This window comes from Pseudokineococcus lusitanus (assembly GCF_003751265.1).
GTDB classification, from domain to species: Bacteria; Actinomycetota; Actinomycetes; order Actinomycetales; family Quadrisphaeraceae; genus Pseudokineococcus; species Pseudokineococcus lusitanus.
In genome coordinates this window covers 58,806-82,022 of record NZ_RJKN01000011.1, presented here as the reverse complement: position 1 = coordinate 82,022, position 23,217 = coordinate 58,806, and the positions used below count along the sequence as shown (strand labels likewise).

General features: G+C 78.1%; 23 protein-coding genes. 13 read left to right on the top strand and 10 right to left on the bottom strand.

Annotation, left to right across the window (positions count from 1 at the left end; translation table 11 throughout):
* Positions 1-330, top strand: a 330-nt coding sequence (locus EDC03_RS16665; protein ID WP_148058131.1) for an HNH endonuclease signature motif containing protein, incomplete at its 5' end; no start/stop codon positions are given.
* A 23-nt stretch (positions 331-353) separates the two neighbouring features.
* Here the strand turns inward: EDC03_RS16665 and EDC03_RS16660 are convergent.
* Together EDC03_RS16660 and EDC03_RS16655 are read right to left on the bottom strand one after the other, a co-directional pair.
* The gene (locus EDC03_RS16660) at positions 354-1,625 is read right to left on the bottom strand and encodes an alpha/beta hydrolase family protein (protein WP_123381380.1); all 1,272 of its coding nucleotides are present in this window, start codon (positions 1,623-1,625) and stop codon (positions 354-356) included.
* Entirely contained in the window at positions 1,622-2,038 is a 417-nt protein-coding gene (locus EDC03_RS16655) for a DoxX family protein (RefSeq protein WP_123381379.1), read from the bottom strand. Before EDC03_RS16655 ends, EDC03_RS16660 begins: the two co-directional genes overlap by 4 nt.
* A gap of 185 nt (positions 2,039-2,223) precedes the next feature.
* Between EDC03_RS16655 and EDC03_RS16650 the strand changes: the two genes are divergently transcribed.
* The 3 genes from EDC03_RS16650 (at position 2,224) to EDC03_RS16640 (ending at position 4,228) form a co-directional block, all read left to right on the top strand.
* Entirely contained in the window at positions 2,224-3,300 is a 1,077-nt protein-coding gene (locus EDC03_RS16650; RefSeq protein WP_422393839.1) for an ATP-dependent DNA ligase, read from the top strand.
* A 62-nt stretch (positions 3,301-3,362) separates the two neighbouring features.
* Positions 3,363-3,896 carry a hypothetical protein gene (locus tag EDC03_RS16645; protein ID WP_123381378.1) on the top strand — a complete coding sequence of 178 codons (534 nt, stop codon included), beginning with the start codon at positions 3,363-3,365 and terminating at the stop codon, positions 3,894-3,896.
* 53 nt (positions 3,897-3,949) lie between these two features.
* Positions 3,950-4,228 (top strand): hypothetical protein, encoded by a 279-nt coding sequence (locus tag EDC03_RS16640; RefSeq protein WP_123381377.1) that lies wholly within the window; start codon positions 3,950-3,952, stop codon positions 4,226-4,228.
* A 67-nt stretch (positions 4,229-4,295) separates the two neighbouring features.
* Here EDC03_RS16640 and EDC03_RS16635 read toward each other — a convergent pair whose 3' ends face one another.
* Positions 4,296-4,562: a hypothetical protein gene (locus tag EDC03_RS16635; RefSeq protein WP_148058130.1), complete on the bottom strand. Its 267-nt coding sequence runs from the start codon at positions 4,560-4,562 to the stop codon at positions 4,296-4,298.
* A 56-nt stretch (positions 4,563-4,618) separates the two neighbouring features.
* On the opposite strand from EDC03_RS16635, the gene msrB reads away from it, so the two are divergent.
* Entirely contained in the window at positions 4,619-5,086 is a 468-nt protein-coding gene (gene msrB, locus EDC03_RS16630; RefSeq protein ID WP_123381375.1) for a peptide-methionine (R)-S-oxide reductase MsrB, read from the top strand.
* Positions 5,083-5,565 (top strand): GNAT family N-acetyltransferase, encoded by a 483-nt coding sequence (locus EDC03_RS16625; protein ID WP_123381374.1) that lies wholly within the window; start codon positions 5,083-5,085, stop codon positions 5,563-5,565. The genes msrB and EDC03_RS16625 overlap by 4 nt, the downstream gene beginning before the upstream one ends.
* An 88-nt stretch (positions 5,566-5,653) precedes the next feature.
* On the opposite strand, the gene hemQ is transcribed toward EDC03_RS16625, so the two are convergent.
* The 3 genes from hemQ to hemE are packed head-to-tail and all read right to left on the bottom strand — an operon-like array spanning position 5,654 to position 9,050.
* On the bottom strand, positions 5,654-6,340 hold the full coding sequence (hemQ, locus tag EDC03_RS16620) for a hydrogen peroxide-dependent heme synthase (protein WP_123381401.1): 687 nt from the start codon (positions 6,338-6,340) through the stop codon (positions 5,654-5,656).
* Between the two features lie 32 nt (positions 6,341-6,372).
* Complete coding sequence (locus EDC03_RS16615) at positions 6,373-7,929, bottom strand: protoporphyrinogen/coproporphyrinogen oxidase (RefSeq protein ID WP_123381373.1); 1,557 nt, start codon at positions 7,927-7,929, stop codon at positions 6,373-6,375.
* Positions 7,926-9,050: a uroporphyrinogen decarboxylase gene (gene hemE, locus EDC03_RS16610; protein ID WP_123381400.1), complete on the bottom strand. Its 1,125-nt coding sequence runs from the start codon at positions 9,048-9,050 to the stop codon at positions 7,926-7,928. Before hemE ends, EDC03_RS16615 begins: the two co-directional genes overlap by 4 nt.
* 91 nt (positions 9,051-9,141) lie before the next feature.
* Here hemE and EDC03_RS16605 point away from each other — a divergent pair, with 91 nt between their 5' ends.
* From EDC03_RS16605 to EDC03_RS16595, 3 genes are all read left to right on the top strand, one after another.
* The gene (locus EDC03_RS16605; protein ID WP_123381372.1) at positions 9,142-9,762 is read left to right on the top strand and encodes a DUF3000 domain-containing protein; all 621 of its coding nucleotides are present in this window, start codon (positions 9,142-9,144) and stop codon (positions 9,760-9,762) included.
* Positions 9,763-9,986: 224 nt separating this feature from the next.
* Positions 9,987-10,688, top strand: coding sequence for a helix-turn-helix transcriptional regulator (locus EDC03_RS16600; RefSeq protein ID WP_123381371.1), 702 nt, complete (start codon positions 9,987-9,989; stop codon positions 10,686-10,688).
* 18 nt (positions 10,689-10,706) lie between these two features.
* Positions 10,707-12,020 (top strand): HRDC domain-containing protein, encoded by a 1,314-nt coding sequence (locus EDC03_RS16595; protein WP_123381370.1) that lies wholly within the window; start codon positions 10,707-10,709, stop codon positions 12,018-12,020.
* Here EDC03_RS16595 and EDC03_RS16590 read toward each other — a convergent pair.
* From EDC03_RS16590 to EDC03_RS16575, 4 genes are all read right to left on the bottom strand, one after another.
* A complete protein-coding gene (locus EDC03_RS16590; protein ID WP_123381369.1) occupies positions 12,005-13,537 on the bottom strand; it encodes an amino acid permease in 1,533 nt (510 codons plus the stop codon). The two genes, EDC03_RS16595 and EDC03_RS16590, sit on opposite strands and share 16 nt — an antisense overlap.
* Before the next feature lie 11 nt (positions 13,538-13,548).
* Positions 13,549-15,549: a 1-deoxy-D-xylulose-5-phosphate synthase gene (gene dxs / locus EDC03_RS16585; protein WP_422393838.1), complete on the bottom strand. Its 2,001-nt coding sequence runs from the start codon at positions 15,547-15,549 to the stop codon at positions 13,549-13,551.
* A 202-nt stretch (positions 15,550-15,751) separates the two neighbouring features.
* On the bottom strand, positions 15,752-16,264 hold the full coding sequence (locus tag EDC03_RS16580) for a hypothetical protein (protein WP_123381368.1): 513 nt from the start codon (positions 16,262-16,264) through the stop codon (positions 15,752-15,754).
* Positions 16,265-16,338: 74 nt separating this feature from the next.
* Entirely contained in the window at positions 16,339-18,513 is a 2,175-nt protein-coding gene (locus tag EDC03_RS16575; protein WP_123381367.1) for a glycogen debranching N-terminal domain-containing protein, read from the bottom strand.
* 162 nt (positions 18,514-18,675) lie between these two features.
* On the opposite strand from EDC03_RS16575, the gene EDC03_RS16570 reads away from it, so the two are divergent.
* The 4 genes from EDC03_RS16570 to EDC03_RS16555 are packed head-to-tail and all read left to right on the top strand — an operon-like array spanning position 18,676 to position 23,154.
* Positions 18,676-19,707, top strand: coding sequence for a LacI family DNA-binding transcriptional regulator (locus EDC03_RS16570; protein ID WP_123381398.1), 1,032 nt, complete (start codon positions 18,676-18,678; stop codon positions 19,705-19,707).
* Between the two features lie 44 nt (positions 19,708-19,751).
* Positions 19,752-21,023 (top strand): sugar ABC transporter substrate-binding protein, encoded by a 1,272-nt coding sequence (locus EDC03_RS16565; protein ID WP_123381366.1) that lies wholly within the window; start codon positions 19,752-19,754, stop codon positions 21,021-21,023.
* On the top strand, positions 21,023-22,258 hold the full coding sequence (locus tag EDC03_RS16560; RefSeq protein WP_123381365.1) for a carbohydrate ABC transporter permease: 1,236 nt from the start codon (positions 21,023-21,025) through the stop codon (positions 22,256-22,258). Before EDC03_RS16565 ends, EDC03_RS16560 begins: the two co-directional genes overlap by 1 nt.
* Positions 22,255-23,154 carry a carbohydrate ABC transporter permease gene (locus EDC03_RS16555; RefSeq protein WP_123381397.1) on the top strand — a complete coding sequence of 300 codons (900 nt, stop codon included), beginning with the start codon at positions 22,255-22,257 and terminating at the stop codon, positions 23,152-23,154. The genes EDC03_RS16560 and EDC03_RS16555 overlap by 4 nt, the downstream gene beginning before the upstream one ends.
* Positions 23,155-23,217: the final 63 nt, after the last annotated feature.

The following is a 23,217-nucleotide window of genomic DNA, read 5'->3' as shown; positions in this document are numbered from 1 at the left end:
ACCGCCGTCCGCCTGCGCGACCGCACCTGCACCTGGGGCGGCTGCAGCCGTCCGGCCGAGTGGGGCCACATCCACCACCTCACCCCCTGGTCGAAGGGCGGGACCACGTCCGAGCGCAACGCCGCCTGCCTGTGCGGCCACCACCACCGCCTCGTCCACCGCGAGGGCTGGCGAGGCGAGCTCGACGGCACCCAGGTGATCTGGCACCCACCCGACGGCACCGCACCCCGACGACCACCACCACCCTGGACGAGAGCGCTCGACCGCGTCGTCGACCGCTGGCGCGCCCGCACGACGAGGCTGGGGACCCGTGAGGTGGCGGCTGCGTGACGTCGGCTGCGGTCGCGCGACCGTCAGAGGTGCTCGAGCAGGAAGCGCGCCACCTCTCGCTCCCAGCGGTCGGGGTCGGTGTTCCACTCCTTGGTGTGCTGGGCGCCGGGGAAGTCCCGGAAGACGACGAGGTCGGGGCGGGCGGCGGCCAGGCGGCGCGAGGGGCCGATGGGGACGACGTCGTCGTCGCCGGCGTGGAGGAGGAGCAGCGGCACGCCGAGCTCGTCGGCGCGGACCACCCAGTCGAGCCGGGTGACGTCGATGGGCGCCTGGACACCGAGGAGGGCGCGCGCGGAGGGGTGGGCGAGCATCGCCATGCCGAGCCGTCCGACGGGCCGCGGGATGTGGTGCTGGCGGGCGGCGTGCTCGAGGACGTCGCGCCAGTCGACGACGGGGGAGTCGAGCACCATCGCGCGCACCCGGTCGGCCGTCCAGGAGCGGGTCGCGAGCTGGAGGACGATCGCCCCGCCCATCGACCACCCGACGAGGACGACCTCCCGCGCGCCGCGGTCGAGGGCGTGGAGGACGGCCGCCTCGACGTCGAGCCACTCGGTGTCGCCGAGCCCGTAGGTCCCCGCCGACGACGCCGGGGCGTCCTTGTCGTTGCGGTAGGCGGGCACGAGGCAGGGCAGCCCGAGACGGTGCAGCACGGGGAGCGCCCGCAGGCACTCCTCCCGCGTCGCGCCGCGGCCGTGGACGAGGACGGCCCACGTGTCCCCGCCGCCGCCCGCGGCGGCGCCGCGGCGGGCGGGCCCGACCGGCACGAACCAGGCCGGCATCCCCCCGAGCGGGGTCGGGACGACGACGTCCTCGAAGGGCAGCCCGGCCGCCGAGGGGTCGCCGACGTGGACGGTGCCGCTCCAGCGCGCCGTGCCGGGCTCGAGCCCGCCCTCGGGCACCTCGAGCAGCCGCCGGACGACGGACCCGCGCTCCTCGCGGACGACGTCGCCGACCTGGGCGGCGCGGCGGCCGCCGTCGAGGAGGAGGACGTAGCGGCCCGGGGCGCGCGTCTGCGGGTCGGCGGTGACGGTGACGGTGGGGCCGCCCGGGAGGGCCGGGTCCAGGTCGACCGCGAGCACGCGGACGTCGTCCGGCCGCTCGTGGACGGGCGTGACGACGCGGCGCACGAAGAAGGCCGCGAGCCCGGAGACCCCGGCGGCGGCAAGGGAGGTGGCGCCCACGACGCCGGCTCCCGTCCAGGCCGCGACCCGGGCCGTGGTCCGCGCCCGACGGCGCGCGGTCGGGCCGACCGGGAGGACGCCGCGGACGGCCCCGAGGACGTCGCGCGCGCTCACGCGGCGGACCCCGACGGCGCGTCGGCACGGGCGACGCGGAGGGCGGCCCGCACGAGCGGCACCTGCAGCGGCAGCCGAAGCAGCGTGACGACCCGCCGGACGGCGCCCGCCCGCCCGGTCCCGCGCGCCCGCAGGGCCATCGAGACGTTGCCGGGCCACACGGCGAGCAGGAGCGCCGCGGCGAGCCCGCCGCCGAGCGACCGCGTGCGCGGGTGCGCCAGCGCCGCGGCGCAGCCGAGCTCGGCGGCACCGGAGGCCAGCACCCACGGTCGCGGCCGCCCCAGCACGAGGGGCACCGCGGGGGCGAAGACGCCCGGACGGACGAGGTGGACGGCGCCCGCGGTCCCGAGGAGGGCGGCGAGGCCGAGGGCGGTGCGCCCGGTCGCCGGGCCGGGGACGGGACGGGGGGCCATGGCGGCATCCTGCCCGCAGCCCCGGGCCGTCGGCACGGCCGGGCCGATCCCGCGCAGGCGGCGCCTCCCGGCGGCAGGATCGACAGGTGGCCCCTCCCCCGCCCCGCCCGCCCGCCCGCGCCGACGCCGGGACCGGCGACGCCCCGGCGGACCTGCGCCTGCCCGTGCTGCCGCCCGTCGAGCCGATGCTCGCGAGAGCGGCCGCGGCGGTCCCCGACCCGGCGGCCACCGAGGGCGGGCTGTGGTTCGAGCCGAAGTGGGACGGCTTCCGCTGCGTCGTCTTCTACGACGGCGACCGGGACGACCCGGTCGTCGAGCTCGGCAGCCGCGGCGGGAAGTCGCTGACGCGCTACTTCCCCGAGGTGGTGGCCGAGCTCGTCGCCCAGCTCGGCACGGCCCGCTGCGTCGTCGACGGGGAGCTCGTCGTCCGCGCCGGCCGCCCCGGCGCCGAGCGGCTCGACTGGGACACGTTGTCCCAGCGCATCCACCCCGCGGCGTCCCGGGTGCGGCTGCTCGCCGAGCAGACGCCCGCGTCCTTCGTCGCCTTCGACCTGCTCGCCGACGGCGACGACGACCTCACCGGCCGGCCCGCCGAGGAGCGGCGCGCCCTCCTCGAGGAGCGCTGGGGCGACGTACGGGCGCCGCTGCACCTCACCCGCCGCACCGACGACGCCGACGTGGCCCGCCGGTGGCTCGAGGTCTTCGAGGGGGCGGGGCTCGACGGCGTCGTCGCCAAGCCGCGGACGGCCGTCTACGAGCAGGGCCGCCGCGTCATGACGAAGGTCAAGCACGCGCGGACCGCCGACGTCGTCGTCGTCGGCTACCGCGTCCACAAGAGCGGGGCGGGCGTCGGGTCCCTCCTGCTCGGGCTGCGGGCGGGCGACGGCGCCGAGGCCGGGGTCCCCGGCGAGGCGGGCGCCGGGGGCTTCCACCAGGTGGGCGGGGCGTCCGCCTTCACGGCGGCCCGGCGGCTGGAGCTCGTCGAGGAGCTCGCCCCCCACGTCGAGCGCGACGACGCCGGCGAGCCGCTGCGCGGGGCCGGCGAGCGGAACCGCTTCTCCCGCGACCGGGACGGGTCCTTCGTCGTCGTGCGGCCCGAGCTCGTGTGCGAGGTCGCGTACGACCAGCTGGAGAAGGGCCGCTTCCGGCACGTCGCGCGCTTCCTGCGCTGGCGCCCGGACCGGGACCCGCTGTCCTGCACGTGGGACCAGCTCGACGTCCCCGCCGACCACGACCTCGCGGACGTCCTCGCCCGGACGTGAGGCCGCGCCGCCGCAGCTGCCGCCCGGGGTGCCGCCGCGGACGCCGTCGGTAGCCTGCGGGCGTGCCCGAGGACCCCGCCGCCCAGCCCGCCCCCGACGACGCCGCCGGGACGGTCGTCGTCCTCACCGAGGAGGCCCTCGGCGCGGACGACGCCGCCCGCATCGCCGCGCTCCACGCCGAGACCGGCGTCGTCGCGCCGTACCGCGTGCTCGTCCCCGCCGACACCGAGCGCTCGCTGCTCGCGGACGTCGTCGACCACCTAAGCCTCTTCGAGCTCCGCGAGGCCCTGGCCACGATCCGCGAGGGCCAGCCGGACCCGCAGGAGGCCCGGGCGGACGCCGACGCCGCGCTCGCCGCCTCGCTCGCCGCCCTGCGCGGTACCGACCACGCCGTGGCCGGCGGCGAGGTCGTCGCCGACGACCCCTTGCCCGCCCTGCAGGCGGCCGTGGACGCCGGCGGCGTCCACGAGGTCGTCGTCGTCACCCGCCCGCACGCCGTCGAGGACACCGTCGGCCGCGACTGGGCGTCGCGGGCGCGCGACCACCTCGGCGTCCCCGTCCTGCACGTCTACGCCGGGACCGCGCACCTCGGCTGAGACCGGGCCCGCGCCGCCGGGCGGCGGCCCCGTGCCGCCGCTAGCGTCGCGCCATGACGGAGACCGACCCCTCGACCCACGAGGACCGGCAGCACGTGCTGCAGCAGGTCCTCCTCTCGCTCAAGCACCTCCAGGGCACCCCGCCGTCGGAGGTGCAGCCGCAGCTGGAGCGCGCGCTGGCCGAGGCCGGGCTGCCCGACCAGCCGGCGCCGTGGCTGCGCGACACGAGCGCGGAGCTGTCCGCCGGGCGGCTCGTCGTCGTCAGCCCCCGCGAGATCCCCGACGAGGTGGAGCACCTCGAGCCCGACCCCGAGCAGCACGCGGCCGGCTGAGCCGCCGCACGACGCACCGGAGGGCCGGCACCGCACCGCGGTGCCGGCCCTCCGGTGCGTCCGGGGCTCAGGTCTCATCGGGGCCCTCGGGGTCGTCCTCGTCGTCCCAGTAGCCCGAGCGCGCCTGGCCGCTGCCGTCGGCGTCCTCGGGCGCCCCGCTCGTGAGGTGGATCCCCTGCCGCCACGCGTCCTCGGGCTCGACGCCCTCGACCGCCGTGGTGCCCACGGGCTCGTGCGCCGGCGTCCCGGGGCTCGCCTCCGAGGGCACCGCCACGGTCCGGGTCGCGTCGTGGGGGCCGGGGGCGTCCGTCGTGCCGTCGTCGGGGGTGCTCATGGGCCCCAGCATGGCCGCCGGGGAACGCCCGCGCGCGGCGCCGTGTTGGCACGGGCATGAGCCAGACGACCTCCAGCACCCCGTCCGGCGACAGCACCGCCGCCGCTCCCGACCAGCAGGTCCCCCAGGTCCGCAAGACCGACGCCGAGTGGCGCGAGCAGCTCACGCCGCAGGAGTACGCCGTCCTCCGCAACGGCGGCACGGAGCGCCCGTACACGGGCGAGTACACCGACGAGAAGACGGTCGGCGTCTACCGCTGCCGCGCGTGCGGCACCGAGCTGTTCCGCTCGGAGACGAAGTTCGACTCGCACTGCGGGTGGCCGTCCTTCTACGCCCCGCTCGCGGAGGACCGCGTCCGCTACATCAGCGACCGCTCGATGGGCATGACGCGCACCGAGGTCCGCTGCGCGGCGTGCGACGGCCACCTCGGCCACGTCTTCGAGGGCGAGGGCTACGGCACCCCGACCGACCAGCGCTACTGCATCAACTCGATCTCGCTGACGCTGCAGCCCGAGCGCCCGTGACGGCCGACGGCGTGCGCCGGGCGTCCGCCGCCGAGCTCGACGCGCCGACGCTGCACGCCCTGCTCCGCCTGCGGGTCGACGTCTTCGTCGTCGAGCAGGAGTGCGCCTACCCCGAGGTGGACGGCAAGGACCTCCTCCCCGGCACCGAGCACGTCTGGCACGTCGGCGACGGCGCCCCCCGCGACGGCGAGCAGGTGGCCGTCGCGGCGGCGCTGCGCGTGCTCGAGCAGCCCGGCGGCTCCCGGGCGCCGCGGCGCGTCGGCCGGGTCGTCACGGCCCCCGACGCGCGCGGCCGCGGCCTCGCGGGCCTCCTGCTCGACGACGTCGTGGCCCGCCACGGCGACGTCGACCTCGTCCTCGACGCCCAGTCGCACCTCGCCGGCTGGTACGGCCGCCACGGCTTCGAGGTCGTCGGCGAGGAGTTCCTCGAGGACGGCATCCCCCACGTGCCGATGCGTCGGCGCGGCGCGGACGCCTGACGCCCGCACGCGCCCCGCACGACGAGAGGCCCCGGACCACCCGGTCCGGGGCCTCTCGTCGTCGGCGGTCAGGAGCGGCCGGTGCGGCTCAGGGCAGGCGCTCGACCAGCTCGGCGGCGGTGATGCGCGGCCCCGTGTAGAACGGCAGCTCCTCGCGCACGTGGCGACGGGCCTCCGTGGCCCGCAGCTCGCGCATGAGGTCGACGATGCGGTGCAGCTCGTCGGCCTCGAAGGCCAGCAGCCACTCGTAGTCGCCGAGGGCGAAGGCGCTCACGGTGTTGGCCCGCACGTCCGGGAACGGCATGGCGGCCATGCCGTGGTCGCGGAGCATCTTCTTGCGGTCCGCGTCCTCGAGCAGGTACCAGTCGTAGGACCGGACGAAGGGGTACACGCAGCAGTACGCGCGCGGCTCCTCGCCGGCCATGAACGCCGGGACGTGGCCGCGGTTGAACTCGGCGGGGCGGTGGAGGCCCGTCGAGGACCACACGGGCTCGAGGACGGCGCCGACGGCCGAGCGGCGCAGCCGGGCGTAAGCCGCCTGCAGCGCCTCGACGGTCGGCGCGTGCCACCAGACCATGAGGTCGGCGTCCGCGCGCAGCGCGCTGACGTCGTAGAGACCGCGGACGGTGACGTCGGGGTCCGCCGCGAGGAGCTCGGTGAGCTCGGCCAGGGCGGCGGGCCGGGCGTCGTCCGCCAGACGGCCGGCCGACCGGTACACCGACCACGTCGTGTACCGGATGGTGTCGTTGATCTCCGCGGCGGTGGGGGTGGCCACCTGCTCGGCGGGGGCTGCCGGGGTGCTCGCGCTCACGCGCCCATGGTCCCAGGCCCGGCGGGGCCCGCCGTCCCCGGGGCCGCGGCGCCCGCGGCCGTCGCCCCGAGGTCCGCGACGACGTCGCGCGCCGCGGCCCGCGCCACCGCGACGCAGGCCGGCACCCCGACGCCCTCGTACGTCGAGCCCGCGAGGACGAGGCCGGCGGCGCCCGCCGCGGCCTCCCGGGCCCGGTCGACGCGCCCAGCGTGGCCGACGTCGTACTGCGGCAGCCCGTCCCGCCAGCGGTCCACCCGGCCGGCGACGACGGGCAGGTCGCGGCCGAGGAGCCCGCCCACCTCGGCGGCCGCCGTGGCGACGAGGTCGGCGTCGTCGCGGTCGAGCGCGGCGTCGTCGCCCGCGCGCCCGGCCGACACGCGGAGGACGGCGAGGTCGCCCGCCGCGCGCCCCAGCCAGCCCCACTTCGTGCTCGAGAAGGTGGCCGCCTTGACGAGGCCCCCCTCCACGGGCGGCACGAGGAGACCGGAGCGGCGCACGTCCGCCATGGCCGCGCCGGGCACCGCCAGCGTGGCGATGGCGCTGCTCGCCGTCCGGACCTCCGCGAGCGCCGCCGACGCCGCCGGCACGGCGTCGCGCAGGAGCCGGGACGCCGCCGGGGCGGGCAGCGCGACGACGACGGCGCGGGCCCGCAGCTCCCCGCCCCGCGTGCCGACGACCCAGCGGGCGCCGTCGTGCGTGCCGCCGAGGCCGTCGCCGACGGCCTCGGGCGCCGCGCGGCGCAGGGCCGTCGCGGGAGTCGCGGTCCGCAGGTCCCCGCCCCCCGCGACGACGGAGCGCTCGAGCGCCTCGGCGAGCCGCCCGACGCCCCCGGCGACGCCGGCGAAGACGGGCGCGCCGACCCCCGGGCCGCCCGCGACGGGGGCGGGCCCCGCGGTCGTCGGGGCGTCGGCGGCGACGGCGGGCACGGGCGCCGGCGGGACCGCGGGCGGCGCGAGGAGGGGCTCGGCCGCGGTGGCCAGGTGCCACAGCGCGGGGACGGTCGAGCGCAACGACAGGCGGTCGGCGCTGCCGGCGTAGACCCCGCCGAGCAGCGGCTCCACGAGCCGGTCGACGACCGCACGCCCCACCCGGCCCTCGACCCAGGCCGCGACGGCGACGTCCTGCGTGCCCTCCGGCAGCGGCCGCACGCGCTCGCCGGCGACGCGGGCGACCTCGCCCGCGTCGAGCAGGCCGGCGAGGTGCGCCGTCGTGCGGGGCACGCCCATGACCGTGCCGGGGGGCAGCGCGTGCAGCCGCCCGCGGGTGGCGACGGCCGGCGGCACGGCCTCCGGGTGGACGACGTCCTCCCCCAGCCCGAGCTCGCGCACGAGCGCCACGGCCTCGGGACGGCGCGCGAGGAGGGACTCGGGCCCGGTGTCGACGAGCAGCGGCCCGCCGTCGGGCCCGGCGACGTCGAGCGCCCCGCGGGACAGCACCCCGCCCGTCCGGGCCGACGCCTCGAGCACGACGACGGGCAGCCCCGCGGCCAGGAGGTCACGGGCGGCGACGAGGCCGCTGACGCCCGCGCCGACGACGACGACGGGGGCGGTCACGCGGCGGTGCCGCTCTCCGTCTCCTCGTGCACGAGGTCGACCACGCGGTGGAGGACGTCGGGGTCGGTGGTCGGCAGGACGCCGTGGCCCAGGTTGAAGATGTGGCCGGGCGCCGCGCGCCCGGCCTCGAGGACGTCGAGGACCCGCTCGCGCACCACGGGCCACGGCGCGAAGAGCGCCGCCGGGTCGAGGTTGCCCTGCAGGGCGACCGGTCGCCCCGCGCCAGCGGCGGTCCGGCGCGCGGCCTCGTCGAGGGGCACGCGGAAGTCCACGCCGACGACCTCGGGCCCGGCCTCGGCCATGGCGCCGAGGAGCTCGCCCGTGCCGGTGCCGAAGTGGATGCGCGGCACGCCGAGGTCGGCGACGCCCTCGAGGACGGCCCGCGAGTGCGGCAGCACGTAGCGCCGGTAGTCGGCGAGCGGCAGGGCGCCGACCCACGAGTCGAAGAGCTGGACGGCGCTCGCGCCGGCCTCCACCTGGACGCGGAGGAAGGTCGTCGTCAGCTGCGCCAGGCGGGACATCAGCGCGTCCCACAGGCCCGGGTCGCCGTACATGAGCGCCTTGGTGTGCTCGTGGTTCTTGCTGGGCCCGCCCTCGACGAGGTAGCTGGCGAGGGTGAAGGGGGCACCGGCGAACCCGAGCAGCGGCACGTCGCCGAGCTCCCGCACGAGCATCCGCACGGCCTCGTCGACGTAGCCGACGGCCGACGGGTCGAGCACGGGCATCGCGTCGACGGCCGCCGCGGTGCGCACCGGCTCCGCGATGACCGGGCCGGTGCCGGGGACGATGTCGAGGTCGACGCCCGCCGCCGCGAGCGGCACGACGATGTCGCTGTAGAGGACGGCCGCGTCCACGCCGTAGCGGCGCACGGGCTGGAGCGTGATCTCGGTGACGAGGTCCGGCGTCCGGCAGGCCTCGAGCATCGCCGTCCCCGCGCGCACCTCGCGGTACTCCGGCAGGGAGCGGCCCGCCTGGCGCATGAACCACACGGGCGTCCGGCGGCCGCGGCGCCCGGCGGCGGCGGCCGCGAAGGGACCGGCCGCGGGGCCCGTCGCCGGCGTCGCTCCCGGGTCCCCGACGGGGGGCCGGTCGTCGGTCGCGGGGGTCCGGTCGTCGGTCACGGGGGTCACCTCGGGCACCCGCCGATCGTCCCACGGCGTGGCGGGCCGTCTCGTCCGCACCCCGGGCCCGCGGGCGACCTAGCCTGCGGGCGTGGGAGCGGATCGCAGGGCCGGCGGAGGCCGCACGGGCGCCGGCGGGCCGGGCCCGTCGGTCGTCGAGCGCGCCACCGCGAGCCTGCGCGGCGCCCGCACCCGCCCCGAGGTCCGCCTCGCCGAGGTGCCGGCCCCCGCCCGGGTGGCGCCCTTCGCCATCGCCCTGTCCGCGGACGTCGTCCGCGCCGCCGGCGGCGAGGAGGACGACCTGGCCACCGGCCGCTTCGTCCTCCTCCACGACCCGGCGGGCCAGGAGTCCTGGGAGGGCGACCTGCGCGTCGTCACCTTCGCGCGGGCGGAGCTCGACCCCGAGACCGGCGCCGACCCCCTGCTCGGGGACGTCGGCTGGTCGTGGTTCCTCGACGCCCTGGCCGAGGGCGGCGCCGAGCACGTCGCCGCCGGCGGCACGGTGACCCGCGTCCTGTCCGAGAGCTACGGCAGCCTCGCCGAGCGGCCCCCGACGGTCGAGCTCGAGGTGCGCGCGTCCTGGTCCCCCGTCGGCGGTCCCGACGTCGTCGGCGACCACCTCCGGGCGTGGGCCGACCACCTCCTGTGCACCGTGGCGGGCCTGCCCCCGCTGCCCGAGGGCGTCACCGCCCTCCCCCGCCGCACCTCCTGACGCCCCGCGACGCCGCCCGGCGCGGCGGACCGCGCCCCTCCCCGACGGCGACCGCGCCGTCCCCGCGCCTCCTCGTGGTGCCCCCGACGACGTCGCCGGGCCACGCCGCCCGGGCGCCGGGACGCGTCCCCAGGTTCCCCACAGGTCCGGCTCAAGTGGTCGGACGTCGGTGCCGATGGGACGGCATGTGGCGCCCACGGAAGGGCGCCCGAGAGGAGCCCACCGTGTCCGCACCTGCCACCGTCCCGCCGCGCGGCGCCGCGCCGACCGTCCTCGGCCCCGCCGTCGCGCGGATCCCGAGCCAGAGCGCCCGCACGCAGCGGCAGGCCGCCGCCGACCGCGGCACCGCCCTCGTCGCCCTCTCCTCGGGCTCGCTCCGCCGCGCCGCCGTGCGCGTCCTGCGCTCCGTCGGCGCCCGCGAGGTCCTCGCCGCCCCCGACGCCGGCGCCGCCCGCTCCCTCGCCACCCGCCGCGCCGGCACGGTCTGCCTCGTCCAGCCGTCGTTCGGCGGCGGCACCGGTCTCGGCCTCGTCCGCGACGCGGCCGCCGGCGGCTGGGCCACCACCGTCGTCGTCGACCACCGCCGCGAGGGCGCCGACGCGGCCGCCGCCGCCGACGCCGCCCTCACCGCCGGCGCCCGCTGCTACCTCGTCGTCGACCCCGCCGACGAGGACGACGCCGACCCGCGCCGCACCGCCCGACCGGACGCCATCGCGCCGACCGGCGCGTGGGACGAGCTCTCCGAGCGCGAGGTGCAGGTCATCTCCCTCGTCGCCGAGGGCCGTTCCAACCGCGACGTCGGCGAGGTCCTCGGCCTCTCCGCCCTCACCGTCAAGAGCCACCTCGCCCGCATCGCCCGCAAGCTCCGCACGGGCGACCGCGCCGAGATGGTGGCGATCGCCATGCGCGCGGGCCTCGTCGGCTGAGGCACCTACGGTGACCTCATGACCGAGGGCACCGACTCCCGCTCGACCACCGGCGGCGGCACCGCGCAGGAGCGCGGCGCCGCCGCCGACCCGTCCTCCGAGCCGACGCCCGAGGCCCCGCCCCTGCCCGTCCTCACCGAGCCGGCCGAGGGCGTCCCGGACGTCGTCGCCGACCCGGCCGCCCTCGCCGCCGCCGCCGCCCGGCTGGCCGCCGGCACGGGCCCCGTCGCCGTCGACGCCGAGCGCGCGTCCGGCTACCGCTACGGCCAGCGCGCCTTCCTCGTGCAGCTGCGCCGGGAGGGCACCGGCACCCTCCTCGTCGACCCCGAGGCGCTGCGCGACCTCTCCCCGCTGCAGGACGCCATGGGCGACGCCGAGTGGGTCCTCCACGCCGCCTCCCAGGACCTCGCGTGCCTCGCCGAGGTGGGCCTCCGTCCCGGCGGCGACCTCGTCGACACCGAGCTCGGCGCCCGCCTCGCGGGCTTCCCCAAGGTCGGCCTCGCCGCCGTGCTGCAGCGCCTGCTCGGCGTGGACCTGGCCAAGGAGCACTCCGCCGTCGACTGGTCGACGCGCCCCCTGCCCGAGCCGTGGCTGCGCTACGCCGCCCTCGACGTCGAGCTGCTCCTGCCCCTGCGCGACGCGCTGCTCGCCGTCCTGGCGGAGCAGGGCAAGACCGGGTGGGCCCGCGAGGAGTTCGCCGCCGTCCGGGACGCGCCGCCGCCCGCGCCGCGCGTGGACCCGTGGCGCCGCGTGTCGGGGCTGCACGCCGTCCGCTCGCGGCGGCAGCTGGCCGTCGTGCGCGAGCTGTGGGCCGAGCGGGAGCGCCTGGCCGCCGCGCGCGACGTCGCCCCGGGGCGCGTGCTGCCCGACCGCGCCGTCGTCGCCGCCGCGGCCGCCATGCCGACGAGCCCGGCGGCCCTCGCGGCGCTGCCCGTCTTCTCGGGGCCGGCGAACCGTCGGCGCGCGGCCACCTGGCTCGAGGCCGTGCGCCGCGGGCAGGCCGTGCCCGAGGCCGAGCTGCCCCGCACCACCGCCCCGGCCGGCGGCCCGCCGCCGCCGCGCGCGTGGAAGGACCGCGACCCGGCGGCGGCCGCCCGGCTGGCGGCCGCGCGCGAGGTCGTCGCCGCCGCCTCCGAGGAGCACGACGTCCCCCTGGAGAACCTCCTCCAGCCGGACCTGCTGCGCCGCACGTGCTGGGAGCCGCCCACGCCGGCGACGCCCGCGGCCGTGGCCGACGCGCTGGCCGCGGGCGGCGCCCGCCCGTGGCAGGTCGACCTCCTGGCCGGCCCCCTGGCGGACGCCTTCGCGGCGTCGGCTCAGCCGGCGGGCTGACCCCCGTCGGCGCCCCGGCGCGCGGCGCTGGCGCGCTGGGCCGGGGAGCCCGGCTGCAGCACCGACCGACGGCGCGAGTAGGCGAAGTAGACGACGACGCCGAGCAGCATCCACAGCAGGAAGCGCAGCCACGTCTCGCCCGTGAGGTTGAGCATGAGGTAGACGCACGCCAGGACCGAGAGCGTCGCCACGACCGGCAGAGCGGGCACCCGGAACGAGCGCCGGAGGTCGGGCCGCGTGCGCCGCAGGACGACGACGCCGATCGACACGAGCACAAAGGCGAAGAGCGTGCCGATGTTGACGAGGAGCGCGAGCTCCTCGAGCGGCACGAGCGCGGCGACGACGGCGATGACGCCGCCGGTGATCATGGTGATGCGGTACGGCGTCCCGTGCGTCGGGTGCGTCCGCGCCAGGCCGCGCGGGAGCAGGCCGTCACGCGCCATCGCGAAGGCGACGCGGGTCTGGCCGATGAACAGGATCATGACGACCGAGACGAGGCCGACGCAGGCGCCGACCGCGACGAGCGCGCCCATCCAGCCCACGCCCACCGCGGTGAAGGCGGTGGCGAGCGGGGCGCCGTCGGCCGGGTCGATCTCCGAGTACGGCTGGACGCCGGTGACGACGAGCGAGACGGCCACGTAGAGCACGGTGACGATGGCGAGCGAGCCGAAGATGCCGAGCGGCAGCGCCTTCTGCGGGTTCTTCGTCTCCTCGGCCGTCGTCGCGACGACGTCGAAGCCGATGAAGGCGAAGAAGACGAGCGCCGCGGCGGCGACGACGCCGCCGACCCCGAAGGCGGTCGGCGTCAGGCCGAAGATCGTCTCGACGAGCGGCGAGGTGAGGAAGCCCGCGTCCTCGGGGGCCGACGGCTGCGCCGGCGGGACGAAGGGGCTCCAGTTGGCGGTGTCGACGAAGGCGAGGCCGACGCCGATGACGGCGAGCACGACGAGGACCTTGATCGCCGTGATGACCTGGTTGACGCGGCTCGACAGCTTGATGCCGGTGACGAGGACGACCGTGAGGCCGAGCACGAGCAGCGCCGCGGGCAGGTTGAGGACGCCGTCCTCCGCCGAGGCGATCGCCGGCGGCACCGTGACGCCGAAGAGCTGCTCGAGGACCACGCCCAGGTAGGCGCTGAACGACGTCGCGACCGCGGAGGCGCCGACGACGAACTCCAGGACGAGGTCCCAGCCGATGATCCAGGCGACGAGCTCGCCCATCGTCGCGAACGAGAACGTGTACGCGCTGCCCGCCACCGGCACCGTCGAGGCGAGCTCGGCGTAGCAGAGGGCCGCGAGGCCGCAGGCGATCGCGGCGATGACGAAGGACACCGCGACGGCCGGCCCCGCGTTGCCGCCGGCCGCCTGGCCGGTGAGGACGAAGATGCCCGCGCCGACCGAGACGCCGACGCCGAAGACGACGAGGTCGAGGGCCCCGAGGTTCTTCTTGAGCCGGTGCTCCGGCTCCTCGGTGTCCCTGATGGACTGCTCGACGCTCTTGCTCCGGAGGACGCTCACGGCGTCGGACGCTAGTCCTCCCGGTGCGGCGCGCGCGCCGCGGCGCGCGGCCCCGTCGCGTCCGTGTCGTCGGCGTCGCCCGTGCCGCCGGTGGCGAGCGCCGACACGCGCCCGAGGACGTCGCGGGCGACGTCCTGCGCCGTGAGGCCGACCTCGTCGAGGACCTCGGCGCGCTCGCCGTGGTCGAGGAAGGCGGTGGGCAGCCCGGCGACGTGGACGGGCACGTCCGTGCCGGCGTCGGCCAGCTCGTCCCGCAGCCGGCTGCCGACCCCGCCGTGGCGCAGGCCGTCCTCGACGACGAGCACGAAGCGGTGGGCCGCGGCGGTCCGCAGCAGCGCCGGGTGCACCGGCAGGACCCACCGCGGGTCGACGACGGTCGCGGTGATGCCGTGCGCCTGAAGCCGCTCGGCGACGTCGAGGCACAGCCGGGCCAGCGCCCCGACGGCGACGACGAGCACGTCGGCACGGGAGCCGTCGCCCGTGCTCGCGAGGACGTCGGGGGCGCCCCAGGTGCCCGGGTCGAGCCGCGCGACCGCCTCGACGTCGGCGGGCGCCGAGCCCTTGGGGTAGCGGACGACGGTGGGCGCGTCGTCGACGCCGACGGCCTCGCGCAGCTCCTCGCGCAGGCGGGTGCCGTCGCGCGGGGCGGCGAGCCGCAGGCCGGGGACGTGCTGGAGGAGCGCGAGGTCCCACATGCCGTGGTGGCTGGGGCCGTCGGGGCCGGTGACGCCCGCGCGGTCGAGGACGAAGGTGACGCCCGCCCGGTGGAGGGCGACGTCCATGAGCACCTGGTCGAAGGCGCGGTTGAGGAAGGTCGCGTAGAGGGCGACGACGGGGTGCAGGCCGGCGAAGGCGAGCCCCGCGGCCGAGGTGGCGGCGTGCTGCTCGGCGATGCCGACGTCGACGACCCGGTCGGGCATCTCCGCGGCCATCTTGTGCAGCCCGACGGGGATGAGCATGGCCGCGGTGACGCCGACGACGTCGTCGCGCTCGCGGGCCACCCGGAGGACCTCGTCGGCGAAGACCGAGGTCCACGACGCGCGCGCCGGGGCCCCGCCGGCCGCGGGCACGGGGGCGCCCGTCACCGGGTCGATGATCCCGACGGCGTGGAACTGGTCGGCCACGTCGGCCAGCGCCGGGGCGTAGCCGTGCCCCTTGTGCGTGAGGGCGTGGACGATGACGGGGGCGCCGTAGTCCTTGGCGGCGCGCAGCGCCCGCTCGAGCGCCTCGAGGTCGTGGCCGTCCACCGGGCCGAGGTACTTGAGGCCCAGGTCCTCGAAGAGCCCCTGCGGCGCGACGATGTCCTTGAGGCCCTTCTTCACGCCGTGGAGCGCGTCGTAGGCCAGGCGGCCCGGCGTGCCGCCGCGGTGCAGCGCCTGCTTGCCCCAGTCGAGGAAGCGCTCGTAGCCGCGCGTGGCCCGCAGCGTCGAGAGGTGGTGCGCCATGCCGCCGATCGTCGGCGCGTAGCTGCGCTCGTTGTCGTTGACGACGACGACGAGCGGCCGGTCGGACGAGGCCGCGATGTTGTTGAGCGCCTCCCAGGCCATGCCGCCGGTGAGGGCGCCGTCGCCGACGACCGCGACGACCGAGCGGCCGTCCTCCCCGCGCAGGGCCCGGCCGCGGGCGATGCCGTCGGCCCAGGACAGGGACGTGCTGGCGTGGGAGTTCTCGACGACGTCGTGCTCGGACTCCGCCCGGCACGGGTAGCCCGCGACGCCGCCGCGCGTGCGCAGGGTGGAGAGGTCCTGGCGCCCGGTGAGGAGCTTGTGCACGTAGGACTGGTGGCCCGTGTCGAAGACCACGGTGTCGGACGGGCTGTCGAAGACCCGGTGGACGGCGATCGTCAGCTCGACGACGCCGAGGTTCGGGCCGAGGTGGCCACCGGTGCGCGAGACCGACTCGACGAGGTGGGCGCGGACCTCGTCGGCGAGCTGCCGGAGCTCGGCCGGCGAGAGGTCACGCAGGTCCTGCGGCCCGCGGACGCGGGGCAGCACCCCGGCGCGCTGGAGCACGGCACCCGCGACCGGGGCCGGCGCCGGGGCCGTGGCCCGCTGCTGCGGGTCGGGCCCGCTCGGTTCGCCGCTCGCCACGTCAGACCACCTCGTCCCGGCCCTCGTGGGGCCGCCTCGCGTCGCGGCGGGCACGCCCGCCGCCGGGGGGCCCACTGTAGGTCGGCCCCTCCGGCGGGGTGCGCCGACCCACCCGTCGGGGGCGTCAGAGCGAGCGGACGACGCGGGCGCCGGCGAGGGCCTGCTCGACGAGGACCGCCCCCTCCTCCACGGCGAGCAGCCGCAGCCGCTCGGCCTCGAGGGCCTCGAGCGCCTGGTCGACGACGCGGGACCCGACGGCGCCCGACAGGTCCGCGCGCAGCGTGGCGACGGCCCGCCGCAGGCCGTCGAGCTGGGCGCCGGCGTGGAGGACGGCGAGGCGGGCGAGGACCGCGGGCTGCCGGACGAGGACGTCGTGGCCGCGGTAGTCGGGCGGGCAGGTGTCGAGCAGCCAGGCCTGCGCCTTCCGCTGCCAGTCCTCGGCCCCGGGCGGCGGCACCGCGGCGGGCCAGCCCGGCGGGGTGCCGCGGGCGTCCGCCCGCATCCGCACGGGCGCGGCGCCGGGCGGGCGCCGCGGCCGCCCGGGCCGGACGGCACCGGCGTCGGGCGCCCGCGGCCGCTCCCCCGGCGTCCGTCCGCCGTCCGGGCCGCGCCCGCCCCACCCGTCGCCCGCGCTCATCGCCCCATGGTGCGCCCGCCCACCGACAGCACCGACAGCCGGCAGCGCCGGCGACGCCGACGGCGGGCGCGACCTCAGCGCTCGGCCGTCCCGCCGGCGTCGGCCCGCAGGACGAGACCCGCGGGCAGCCCGTCGACGCGCGCCGGCCCGGCGGCCGGCACGTCCACGCGGACGCGCTCGCCCCGGACCCGGAGCCCGTCCACCCGCACCGCGCCCAGCGCGGCGCGGCCGTCGGCGTCGCGCAGCGGGTCGAGCGCCACCGTGCCCGCCGGGACGTCCGGCCGCAGCCCCGCCGCGGCGCCGAGCACGACGACGGCCGACGCGGCCGACCACGCCTGCGGGCGGCAGGCCGCCGGGTAGGGCACGGGCGCCGGCACCTCGGCCGCCGTGTCCCCGCCGTGCAGCTCCGGCAGCCGGTCGGCGAACTCGGCCGTGGCGCGCAGGAGGCCGCCGGCCAGCGACGTCGCCGTGGCGTGGTGGCCGGTCCGCGCGAGGCCCGCGACGACCACGGCCGTGTCGTGGGCCCACACGCTGCCGCCGTGGTAGCTCAGCGGCGAGAAGCCGCCGCTGCGCGAGGACAGCGTGCGCAGGCCGCGCCCGCAGTCCATGTCGGGCCCGGCGAGGCGGCGGGCGACGTCGGCCTCCTCGTCGCGCGTCAGCAGGCCCGTGCCGAGCAGGTGCCCGGCGTTGCTCGTCATCGTGTCGACGGGGCGCTTCGCGGCGTCGAGCGCGATGGCGGGGAAGCGGCCCGCGGCGTCCTCGACCCAGAAGGAGGCGCGGAAGCGGTCGGCCAGCCGCGCCGCCCAGGCGCGCCAGCGGTCCCCCTCCCCCGGCCCGCCGAGGGCGTCGAGCAGCGCGGCACCGCCGAGCGCCGCCTCGTGGGCGTAGCCCTGCACCTCGCACAGGGCGATGGGGGCGGTCGCCAGCGAGCCGTCGGCCCACTGGACCGAGTCGCCGGAGTCCTTCCACCCCTGGTTGGCGAGGCCCCGGCCCGTCGTGTCGACGTACTCGAGGAGCCCGTCGCCGTCGCTGTCGCCGGAGTCGGCCATCCACCCGAGCGCCGCCCGCAGCGCGGGCAGCAGGGTGGTGACGCGCGCCGGGTCCATGCCCCACCGCCAGGCGTCGTGGAGCAGGCAGACCCACAGCGCCGTCGCGTCGACCGTCCCGTAGTACAGCGGCGGCAGCGCGAAGGCGCCGTGGCCGCCGTCCCCGGCGAAGCCGTCGCGCCGCACCTCGTGGAGCACCTTGCCGGGCTGCTCCGCCGTCAGCGGGTCGTCCCGGCGGCCCTGCAGCCGGGCGAGGAGCTCGAGCGTCGACGCCGCGAGGTCGGTGCCCAGCGGCAGGAGCATGCGCGCCGCCCACAGCGAGTCCCGCCCGAAGAGCGTGAGGAACCAGGGCGCGCCGGCCGCGAGGAACGGCAGGTCCGGCGCCGCGGCGGTCGCCAGGCGCAGCCCCGCGAGGTCCCGGAGGGCGGCGGTCGTCGCCGAGGGCAGGCGCCGGTCGTCGGCGACGACGTCGACCGTCCAGGACTCCGCGGCCGACGGCGCCGGCGGCGCCACGACGACCGCCCCCTCCTCCGTGGCCGTCAGCCGCCACGCGACCTCGGCCGTGCCGCCCGGGGGCAGCGCGACACGCCAGCGCAGGACGGCCCCGCCCCGCTCGCCGCCCGCCCCGACGTGCGCCCCCTCGGCCACGAGGGAGGCCCGGACCCCGCCGGCGCCCCACGCGGTCGCGCCGGTCGCGCTGGTCCCGCCCGTGCCGCCGGCGTGGGCCGGCAGGGCCGCGGGCGCCGGCAGGCCCTGCTTGACCGCGTCCATCCGCGCGAGGTCGCCCGCCACCTCGACGACGACGTCCGCCACGACGTCCGTGCGGGCCGAGGAGCGCAGGACGACGCGCTCGGAGAACCCGTCGGTCGTCACGGCGAGGTGCCGCTCGACCCGCACGGTCGGGTCCGGCACGGGGTCGCCCAGGCCGCGGGCGACGCCGACGGCGAGGACGCCGCCGGCGACGGGGCTGACGAGCACGGGCACCGGCTCCTCGCCGCCGACGACGAGGCGGGCGCGGGACAGGACGCGGACGTCCCCGAGCCAGCCGCCCGTGGCGCCGTCCCCGCGCACCTGGCCGTCCGGGCCGCACCAGAGCTGCACCGGCGCGGCCACGGCCGCGACGAGGTCGTGCAGCCAGGGCTGCCGCGGGGGCCGGGGCGGCGCCCCCTCGCCGTCGGCGGCGGGGGCGGGGGCGTCGGTCATCGGCTCTCCTCGGTCGGACGGCGTCGTCGGTCGTGGCGGGCCGCCCGGCGGCCCGGTTGACAGGTCCGGCGGGCGTGCGCACAGTGTGCCCACGTCGATTTGATCGTTCAACACCGGGCGGCGGACGCCGTCGGGGCCGGGCACGAGGAGGTGTCGGAGGCCGTGGCACGACCGACGCTCGTCAGCGTCGCCCGCGACGCGGGCGTCTCCCGCCAGACCGTGAGCAACGCCCTCAACGCCCCCGACCGGGTGGCGCCGGAGACGCTCGCCCGCGTCCTCGACGTCGTCGAGCGCACCGGCTACCGCCCCTCCCGGGCCGCGCAGCAGCTGCGCACCCAGCGGGCGCAGTCGCTCGGCTTCCGCCTGCAGCCCCGCACGGACGGGATCGGCGGCACGGTCCTCGACGCCTTCCTCCACGCCCTCACCGAGGCCGCGCAGGACGTCGGCCACCGCGTGGTCCTCTTCACCGCCGCCGACGACGCGCAGGAGACCACGCGCGTCGAGGACCTCCTCGGCTCGCGCGCCGTCGACGGCTTCGTCCTCACCGGCACCCACCGCGACGACGCCCGCACCGCGTGGCTGGCCGGCCGCGGCGTCCCCCACACGTCCTTCGGCCGTCCGTGGCCGGCTGTCGGGGCCCCGGCGGAGCCGCCGGCCGCCGCCGGCGCCGAGGGCTGCTGGACCGACGTCGACGGCGCGGCCGGCACCGAGACCGCCACCCGGCACGTGTGGGCGCTCGGCCACCGGCGCGTCGCCTTCGTCGGCTGGCCCGCCGGCTCGGGCTCCGGCGACGACCGCCGCGAGGGCTGGGCGCGGGCGGTGCGCGACCTCACGGGCCGCGCCCCCTCGCCGCGCGACGACGCCCGGGTCGAGGACGGCGCCGCCCCCGGGCGCGCGGCGGTCCTCGCCCTCCTCGACGCCCCCTCGCCGCCCACGGCCGTCGTGTGCGCCAGCGACTCGCTCGCCCTCGGCGCCCGGGCCGCCGCCGTCGAGCGGCGGGCCGCCCTCGACGTCGTCGGCTTCGACGACACCCCGGTCGCCGAGGCCGTCGGGCTGACGAGCGTGCGCCAGCCGCTCGACGCCGCGGCCGCGTCCGTCCTCGAGCAGCTGCTCGCCCTCGTCGACGGCGAGCAGCCCCCCGTCCCGCGGCGCCTGCTGGCGCCGTCCCTCGCCGTCCGCCGCCCCGGCGGCTGACGCCCTCCCGACGCCCCCGCACCACCGACCCCGAGGAGACACCGATGTCCCGCACCCCCGGCCGCCGCGCGGCCCTGGCCCTCACCGGCGGCTCGCTCGTCGCCCTGCTCGGGCTGTCCGCCTGCGGCGGCAGCGGCTTCGACGACGGGGCCGCCACCGGCGGCGGCTCCGGCGACGCGACCGGCGACGGCGAGCTGAGCATCCTCATCGGCTCCAGCGGCCCGGCCGAGACCGAGGCCGTCGAGGCCGCCGTCGCGGCGTGGAGCGAGGAGTCCGGCACGGCGGCGACGGTCACCGTCGCCCAGGACCTCCCCCAGCAGCTGGCCCAGGGCTTCGCCGCCGGCTCGCCGCCCGACCTCTTCTACGTCAGCGCCGACCTCTTCCAGACCTACGCCCAGCAGGGCTCCCTGCTCGCGTACGGCGACGACCTCGAGGCGGCCGACGACTTCTACCCCGCGCTCGTGCAGTCGTTCACGTACGACGACCAGCTCTACTGCGCGCCGAAGGACTTCAGCACGCTGGCGCTGGAGGTGGACGACGGGGCGTGGGCCGAGGCGGGCCTCACCGACGCCGACGTCCCGACGACGTGGGACGAGCTCGCCGCCGTCGCGCAGCAGCTGCAGACGCCGGACCGCGCGGGCCTCACCTTCGCGCCCGAGTACGCCCGCGCGGGGGCCTTCATGGCCGCGGCCGGGGGCGGGCTGACGAACGCCGACCAGACCGAGGCCACGGCCGACTCGCCGGAGAACGTCGAGGCGCTCACCTACCTGCAGGGCCTCCTCGAGGACGGCTCGCTGCGCTACCCCGCCGACATCGGCGCGGGCTGGGGCGGCGAGGCGCTGGCCACCGGCGCCGCCGCCATGACCGTCGAGGGCAACTGGATCAGCGGCATCCGGACGGACTACCCCGACCTCGACTACAGCGTCTTCCCGCTGCCCGCGGGCCCCGCCGGCCCCGCGACGCTGACCTTCACGACCTGCTGGGGCGTCTCGGCGACGACGGGCGACGCCGACGCGGCCGTCGACCTCGTCGACCACCTCGTCTCCGCCGAGCAGCAGCTCGCCTTCGCCGAGGCCTTCGGGCCGATGCCGTCCGTGCAGTCCGCCGCGGACGCGTGGCGCGAGGCGTACCCCGACCAGGCCGCCTTCCTCGACGGCGCCGACGTCGCGCAGCCGGTGCTCAACCTCCCGGGCTCGAGCGACGTCGTCGCCGACCTCAACGCCCAGCTCGAGGGCCTGGCCTCCGGCGACCCCGCCGGCATCCTCGCCTCGGTCCAGGGCAACCTCGAGCCGGTCGTCGAGGCCGCGGGCTCCTGATGGCCGCCGCGGCAGCCCCGGCCGGGGGCAGCACCACGCGGGCACGGCCCGCCCCGGCGCCCCGGCGCCGGGGCGGGCGGCCGGGCGCCCGGGCCGAGGGCGTGGCCGGGTGGCTCTTCGTCGCGCCCGTCCTCGTCCTGCTCGGCCTGTTCCTCGTCGTGCCCATCGTCATGGCGCTGTGGGTGAGCGTCTCGGACTGGGACGGCATCGGCAGCCCGTTCTCGGGCGACGTCGGCTTCGTCGGCGCCGCCAACTACCGCGAGCTCGTCGCCGGCGGCGGGCTTGCGACGCAGGACTTCGGCACGGCGCTGCGCAACAACCTCTGGTACGTGCTGCTCGTCGTCCCGCTGCAGACGGCCGTCTCGCTCGGTCTGGCGCTGCTCGTCGGGCGCGCCGCCCTGCGCGGGCGCGGCTTCTTCCGCACGGCGTTCTACTTCCCGTCGGTGACGAGCTCGGTGGCCATCACCATCGTCTTCCTCTTCCTCTTCTCCTCGAGCGGCGTCGTCAACCGGCTCCTGGCGCTGCTCCGCGTCGAGGGGCCGAACTGGTTCGCCGACCCGCGCGGCGTCCTCCACGTGGTCCTCGGCGCCGTCGGGGTGGACGCCGGCCCCGCGGTCCTCACCGGGAACGGCGCCGTCGGCATCAGCTGGTGGGACTGGCTGGCCGGCCCCTCGGTCGCCATGTCGGCGCTCGTCCTCCTCGCCGTCTTCACGACCTCGGGCACCTTCATGCTGCTGTTCCTCGCGGGCCTGCAGCAGGTCTCCGGCGAGGTGCTCGAGGCCGCGTCCGTGGACGGCGCGAACGCCTGGCAGCGCTTCCGCCACGTCACGCTGCCGATGCTCCGGCCGACGCTCTTCACCGTCCTCACGCTCGGCCTCATCGGCACGTGGCAGGTCTTCGACCAGATCTACACGGGCACCCAGGGCGGCCCCGCCAAGACGACGGTCACGCCGGCGTACCTCTCGTACACGACGTCGTTCGTGTCCCAGGAGTGGGGCCGCGGCGCAGCCATCGCCTTCGTCCTCTTCGCCATCATCGTCACGCTCACCGTCGTCCAGCGGGTGCTGCTCACGGAGCGCGACGTGCCGCTGCGCCGCCGGTGGCGCGCCCGCGGGGGCGGCGGCGTGGGCACCACCGGCAGCGGCGTCCCCGCGGCGCCGGGCGGCCCCGGGGCGCCCGCGGCCGTCACCGCGGCGACGACCCCCGGCGCGACCAGCACGGGGGGCACCCGGTGACCGCCACCAGCACCGCGCGCGGGGCGACCACCGCCCCGCGCGGGTCCGACGCCCCGCCGGCCCGGCGGCGACGACGCCCCCTGCGCCGGCACGCGATCTACCTCGCGCTCGTCGCGATCTCGGTCGTCTACCTCTTCCCCTTCGCCATCCAGGTGGCGACGGCGTTCAAGACCGACGCCCAGGCGGCCGCCGAGCCGCTGACCCTCGTGCCGTCCCCCGCGACGACGGCCGCGCTGGAGCGGCTGCTCGCGAACAGCGACTTCCCGCTGTGGGCGGCCAACTCCGCGCTCGTCGCCGTCGTCGTGACGACGGGGCGCGTGCTCTTCGCGGCCATGGCCGGGTACGCGCTGTCGCGGCTGCACTGGCGCGGGCGGGCGGTCGTCTTCGCCGGCGTCGTGGCCGTCATGGCCGTCCCGCAGGTGGTCCTGCTCATCCCCAAGTTCCTCGTCATCAACCAGCTGGGGATCTACGACAGCTACGCGGGCATGGTCGTCCCGCTGCTGGCCGACGCGACGAGCGTCTTCATCATGAAGAACTTCTTCGACACGCTGCCCGTCAGCGTCGAGGAGGCGGCGCGGATCGACGGCGCCGGCGTCGTGCGCACCTTCTGGTCGGTCGTGCTGCCGATGGCCCGGCCCGCCCTCGTCACCGTGCTCATCCTCTCGTTCCAGGGGTCGTGGAACGAGCTGTCGCACTTCATCGTCTCGACCCAGAGCCCGGAGCTGACCACCCTCACGAAGGGCGTCGCCAACCTCGCCTCCGGGGCCCTCGGGCAGAGCCAGCAGTTCCCGCTGCGGCTCGGCGCGGCGGCGCTCATGACGATCCCCGTGGCGGTGCTCTTCTTCGTCTTCCAGCGGCGCATCACCGCGACGGGCGAGGGGGCCGAGAAGGGCTGACGGCTCGCCCGGCGCCGGGACGACGACGGCCGCCCACCCCTCGCGGGGCGGGCGGCCGTCGTC

Excerpts from the sequence above, each read along its gene's own strand:
- EDC03_RS16655 (WP_123381379.1), bottom strand. The coding sequence starts at position 2,038 with ATGGCCCCCCGTCCCGTCCCCGGCCCGGCGACCGGGCGCACCGCCCTC.
- EDC03_RS16650 (WP_422393839.1), top strand. The coding sequence starts at position 2,224 with ATGCTCGCGAGAGCGGCCGCGGCGGTCCCCGACCCGGCGGCCACCGAG.
- EDC03_RS16640 (WP_123381377.1), top strand. The coding sequence starts at position 3,950 with ATGACGGAGACCGACCCCTCGACCCACGAGGACCGGCAGCACGTGCTG.
- EDC03_RS16635 (WP_148058130.1), bottom strand. The coding sequence starts at position 4,562 with ATGAGCACCCCCGACGACGGCACGACGGACGCCCCCGGCCCCCACGAC.
- msrB (WP_123381375.1), top strand. The coding sequence starts at position 4,619 with ATGAGCCAGACGACCTCCAGCACCCCGTCCGGCGACAGCACCGCCGCC.
- EDC03_RS16595 (WP_123381370.1), top strand. The coding sequence starts at position 10,707 with ATGACCGAGGGCACCGACTCCCGCTCGACCACCGGCGGCGGCACCGCG.
- EDC03_RS16580 (WP_123381368.1), bottom strand. The coding sequence starts at position 16,264 with ATGAGCGCGGGCGACGGGTGGGGCGGGCGCGGCCCGGACGGCGGACGG.
- EDC03_RS16575 (WP_123381367.1), bottom strand. The coding sequence starts at position 18,513 with ATGACCGACGCCCCCGCCCCCGCCGCCGACGGCGAGGGGGCGCCGCCC.
- EDC03_RS16565 (WP_123381366.1), top strand. The coding sequence starts at position 19,752 with ATGTCCCGCACCCCCGGCCGCCGCGCGGCCCTGGCCCTCACCGGCGGC.
- EDC03_RS16560 (WP_123381365.1), top strand. The coding sequence starts at position 21,023 with ATGGCCGCCGCGGCAGCCCCGGCCGGGGGCAGCACCACGCGGGCACGG.